Genomic DNA, 4,787 nt, shown 5'->3' with positions numbered 1-4,787 from the left:
CGTCGTCGCACTCCTCCGTGCCGGCGTTGTTGACCGTGCCGTCGCCGCAGCGCTCGCGCGTGCACTGGCCGGTGCAGCCGTCGCCGGCAGCGGCGTTGCCGTCGTCGCACTCCTCCGTGCCGGCGTTGTTGACCGTGCCGTCGCCGCAGCGCTCGCGCGTGCACTGGCCGGTGCAGCCGTCGCCGGCGGCGACGTTGCCGTCGTCGCACTCCTCGGCCGGGCTGGCAACGGATCCGTCGCCGCAGCGCTCCTTCCTGCACTCGGAGGAGCAGCCGTCACCCGACGCGATGTTGCCGTCGTCGCACTCCTCGGCGCCCGAGTCATTGACGGTGCCATCGCCGCAGCGCTCGTTCTTGCACGCCGCGCTGCAGCCGTCGCCGTCGGCGGTATCGCCGTCGTCGCATTCCTCCGTGCCATCGACACGAGCGTTGCCGCAGGCTTCGAGCCCGCACCTGTCGTTGCAGCCGTCGCGGGCCCTGGTGTTACCGTCGTCGCATTCCTCGCCGGCCTGCACGATGCCGTTGCCGCAAAGCTCCTTGTGGCAGCTCGGGTCGCAGCCGTCGGCGCCGACGTAATTGTTGTCGTCGCACTCCTCACCGGCCTGCACGATGCCGTTGCCGCATTCCTCCTTGGCGCAGCCCGGGTCGCAGCCATCGCCGGCGGTCTTGTTGCCGTCGTCGCAGCCTTCGCCGGCCTGCACGATGCCATTGCCGCATTCCTCCTTGCGGCACTGGCCGTCGCAGCCGTCGGAAGCGACCCTGTTGCCATCGTCGCACTGCTCGCCCGCCTGCACGATGCCGTTGCCGCACACCTCGTCGCGGCAGGAGCCGTCGCAGCCGTCGCCGGCGGCGGTGTTGCCGTCGTCGCAGTCCTCCTTGCCCTGGACGATGGCGTTGCCGCAGATCTCGGTGCGACAGGCAGGATCGCAGCCGTCGGACCCGGCCAGGTTGCCGTCGTCGCACTGCTCGCCCGCCTGAACGACGGCGTTGCCGCAGATCTCCTTGCGGCAGCTGGCGTCGCACCCGTCGCCGGCCGCGGTGTTGCCGTCGTCGCACTGCTCCCCGCTCTGCACCGAGCGGTTGCCACAGCGCTCCTGCACGCAGGCCGCGTCGCAGCCGTCGCCTGCCCGGCCGTTGCCGTCGTCGCATTCCTCGCCGAGCTGCAGGATCGCGTTTCCGCACACCTCCAGCCGGCAGCGAGAGTCGCAGCCGTCGCCTTCGACTCGGTTGCCGTCGTCGCACTGCTCGCCCGCGCCAACCTGCTCATCGCCGCACGGCTCGCGCTTGCACGCGGCGTCGCAGCCATCGCCGCCGACGGCATTCGAGTCGTCGCACTCTTCCGCTGCCTGGACGATGCCGTTGCCGCACGTCTCGTTCTGGCAGTTCGGGTCGCAGCCGTCGCCGCCGGCGGCGTTGCCGTCGTCGCATTCCTCGCCCGACTGCACGCGGCCGTTGCCGCAGGCTTCGGCCAGACATGCACCGTCGCAGCCGTCGCCGGGCGTGGTGTTGCCGTCGTCGCAATCCTCGCCCGGCTGCACCTCGCCGTTGCCGCACCACGACAGCAGCGCCTCGAAGGCGCCGATGTCGCACTGGGGCGTGCCGTCGCGGTCACCATCGACATTGCGCGACAGGCCGCGCTGGTCGGTGGGCGGGCACGAGGCGGAGTTGCCGGCGTCGATGGCGGGGCTTCCAGGGACGATCGCATGCGTGGGCGTTGGGCCGCCGTTGATCTGCAGGCGTCCGAGCGTCAGCGGGGTGCCGCTGCGAATGTCGCCGGGCGCGTCGAGACGGCAGGAGCCGTCGTCGTCGAGGTTGTGCCCCTGCGAGGAGACCGGCCCGATGCAGTTGCCGCCCTTCTTGTTCTCACCGACCAGTGTGTTGGCCAGGGTCACGTCGCCGCCCAGATTGAAGATGCCTGCGCCGTCGGCTCCCACGCGATTGTCGGCGACGGTGCAGCTGGTAAGTTCCAGCCGCGCGCGCGTGCCGGAGGTGCCGGTGGGATCGGTGGCGTTGTAGAGACCGCCGCCGGAGAGCTCGCCATGGTTTCCGCTGATCGTGCAGTTGATCAACGTGGCGCGCCCTGTGTTGTAGACGCCGCCGGCGAGCGAGCCGCGGTTGTCTGCCACGGTCGTGTTGCGCAGCACGAGCCGACCGCTGTTGTAGATGCCGCCGGCGAGGTCGCCGGTGTTGGCGAGCACCGCGCACGAATCGAGCTCGAGATCCGCCGTGTTGGCCACGCCGCCGGCGCGATCGCTGCTGCGCCCGTCGCGAATGGTCAAACCCGAGATTCTCACCTTCGGCGCCGGATCGTGGACGGGGAGGTTGAAGACGCGGCTGGTGCCGGCGCCGGAAATCGCCAGCGCGGCAGCGCCCGGCCCCTCGATCGTCAGCGAATGCTGCAGCAGCAGCTCGCCGCCGGTCAGCTTGATGACACCGGCAACATCGAAGCGAATGACGTCGCCCGGCGAGGAACGGTCGATGGCCTGGCGGAGGCTGCCGGGCCCGCGATCTTCGAGGCTCGTCACCTTGCGCTCGGCTGCCTCCGCCAGGGCGAGCGGCAGGAAGATTGCGATGAGCCACGCGCCGACCGCGCCGTCGAGGGTGCGGCGGCGCCAGCGGCGGCCGTGTTCGCTCACGACCAGACCCGCAAGAAGACGAAGATGAGAACGCCGGTAACCGACACGTACAGCCAGATGGGTAGAGTCCAGCGCGCCAGCCGCCGATGCTGCACGAACCTGCGACCTGCGGCGTAGTAGACGGTGGTGAGGATCATCGGAAGCGCCGCCATGGTCAGGAGTATGTGCGACACGAGGATGAAGAAGTACACCGGCCGCACCAGCCCCTGCCCCGTGAAGCGCGTGTCGCCGTGATGCCAGTGATAGACGACGTAGCTGGCAAGGAAGAGCCCGGAAAATCCGAGAGCCAGCAGCATCGCCAGCGCGTGCAGATCGAACGCGCGCCTGCGCGCAGCGGCGTACCCGGCAAGCAGGCACAGCGCGCTCATCGAGTTGAAGGCTGCATTGAGCGCCGGCAGGTGGGAGACGTCCACGCCGGCGGCGCCGGCTGGCGCACGCAAGTAGATGATCCAGACGAGAAAACCGAAGATGGCGGCCGAAACCAGTCCGATGCCGGTGAAGACGCTGCGTTGATCCACGAAAAACCCGAGAGCTTGGCCGGTAGGGCTCTGCTCAGACCTCGTAGCCGGGGCGATGCGACACGATGCGTGCATCGAAGGAATAGTCGCCTGCGCCGGTGAACGTCAGCACGAAGAACGGGAGCGCGTACAGGAAGGAGACTTCACGCAGCGACCACGCCGTCCCCGACGGCAGCACCAGCGCCGACAGGAGCATGGCCAGGAACGGCGCCGCCGCCGTCAGGCGCGTCACGATGCCCAGCATCACGAAGATGGAGCAGAAGAACTCGGCGAAGATCGTCACCGCCCAGCTCAGCTCCGGGCTGATGCCGAGCGGATCGGGAAACGCGATCGACGTATCGCGGATCATGATGACCCGCTCCCACGCGCGCCCGTAGATCAGCATGCCGCCCGCGCCGAGGCGCAGGATCAGAAGGCCCATCGAGATCTGGCGATCGTCCATTCCGCCCACAGTCTAGCCGTCCCTTCCCTTCTTTAGAAGCCCGGCGCCCGCTTGTGATGATCGCGTTGCCTTGCGAGACTGCCGCGCTTTCCGGCCTCCCGCGCGGCGACCGCGAGCGGTCCGCCTAAGCCGCGCGCACGCCGTGCTCAGACCGACAGATTAGGAGAATCGCCGCCATGAATTTCGAGTACTCCGCCAAGACCAAGGACCTCATGGCCCGCTTGACCGCGTTCATGGACGAGCACGTCTATCCGAACGAAGCCGCGATGGCCGAGCAGGTCGACGCCGGCCAGACCCGCTGGAAGCCCGTTCCGCTCGTGGAGGAGCTCAAGCCCAAGGCCAAGGCGGCCGGTCTGTGGAACCTCTTCCTGCCCGAGAGCGAGTACGGCGCCGGCCTGACCAACCTCGAATACGCGCCGCTGTGCGAGATCATGGGCCGGTCGCCGTTCGCCTCCGAGATCTTCAACTGCTCGGCGCCGGATACCGGCAACATGGAAGTGCTCGTACGCTACGGCAATGCGGAGCAGAAGAAGCAGTGGCTCGAGCCGCTGCTGGCCGGGGAAATCCGCTCCGCCTTTGCCATGACCGAGCCTGCCGTGGCCTCGTCCGATGCGACCAACATCCAGTCCAGTATCGTGCGCAGCGGCGATGAGTACGTCATCAACGGGACCAAATGGTGGACGTCGGGCGCGGGAGACCCCCGCTGCAAGATCGCGATCTTCATGGGCAAGACCGATCCGGACGCGGCCAGGCACCAGCAGCAGTCGATGATCCTGGTGCCGCTGGACACGCCGGGCATCACGATCAAGCGCATGCTGACGGTGTTCGGCTATGACGATGCGCCGCACGGGCACGCCGAGGTCGAATTCAAGGACGTGCGCGTGCCCGCGTCGAACATCCTGCTCGGCGAAGGGCGCGGCTTCGAGATCGCGCAGGGACGACTCGGGCCGGGCAGAATCCATCACTGCATGAGATTGATCGGTCTGGCGGAACGCTCGCTCGAAGCGATGTGCAGGCGCGTGCGCACGCGCGTCGCCTTCGGCAAGCCGCTCGCCGAGCAGGGCACGATTCGTCATGACATCGCAGAGTCTAGAATCGAGATCGAGCAGGCGCGACTCCTGACGCTCAAGGCCGCGTATATGATGGACACGGTCGGCAACAAAGAGGCCGCCGCAGAGATCGCGATGATCAA

At 68.1% G+C, this 4,787-nt stretch carries 4 protein-coding genes; 1 reads left to right on the top strand and 3 read right to left on the bottom strand.

The genetic code is table 11. The features are described from left to right. The 3 genes from VEC57_07595 to VEC57_07585 all read right to left on the bottom strand — a co-directional run. The coding region (locus tag VEC57_07595; GenBank protein ID HYB98988.1) for a DUF4215 domain-containing protein at positions 1-2,635 on the bottom strand (2,635 nt) is incomplete at its 3' end. Beyond that, positions 2,632-3,153 carry a DUF420 domain-containing protein gene (locus tag VEC57_07590; GenBank protein HYB98987.1) on the bottom strand — a complete coding sequence of 174 codons (522 nt, stop codon included), beginning with the start codon at positions 3,151-3,153 and terminating at the stop codon, positions 2,632-2,634. The genes VEC57_07590 and VEC57_07595, both read right to left, overlap by 4 nt. A 34-nt stretch (positions 3,154-3,187) precedes the next feature. Continuing rightward, positions 3,188-3,595: a DoxX family protein gene (locus VEC57_07585; GenBank protein ID HYB98986.1), complete on the bottom strand. Its 408-nt coding sequence runs from the start codon at positions 3,593-3,595 to the stop codon at positions 3,188-3,190. Between the two features lie 176 nt (positions 3,596-3,771). On the opposite strand from VEC57_07585, the gene VEC57_07580 reads away from it, so the two are divergent. Further along, positions 3,772-4,787, top strand: a 1,016-nt coding sequence (locus tag VEC57_07580; protein ID HYB98985.1) for an acyl-CoA dehydrogenase family protein, incomplete at its 3' end; no start/stop codon positions are given.

Source organism: Candidatus Limnocylindrales bacterium, assembly GCA_035626395.1.
Classification (GTDB): domain Bacteria; phylum Desulfobacterota; class Binatia; order UBA1149; family CAITLU01; genus DASPNH01.
This window is presented reverse-complemented; position numbering and strand designations above follow the sequence as displayed.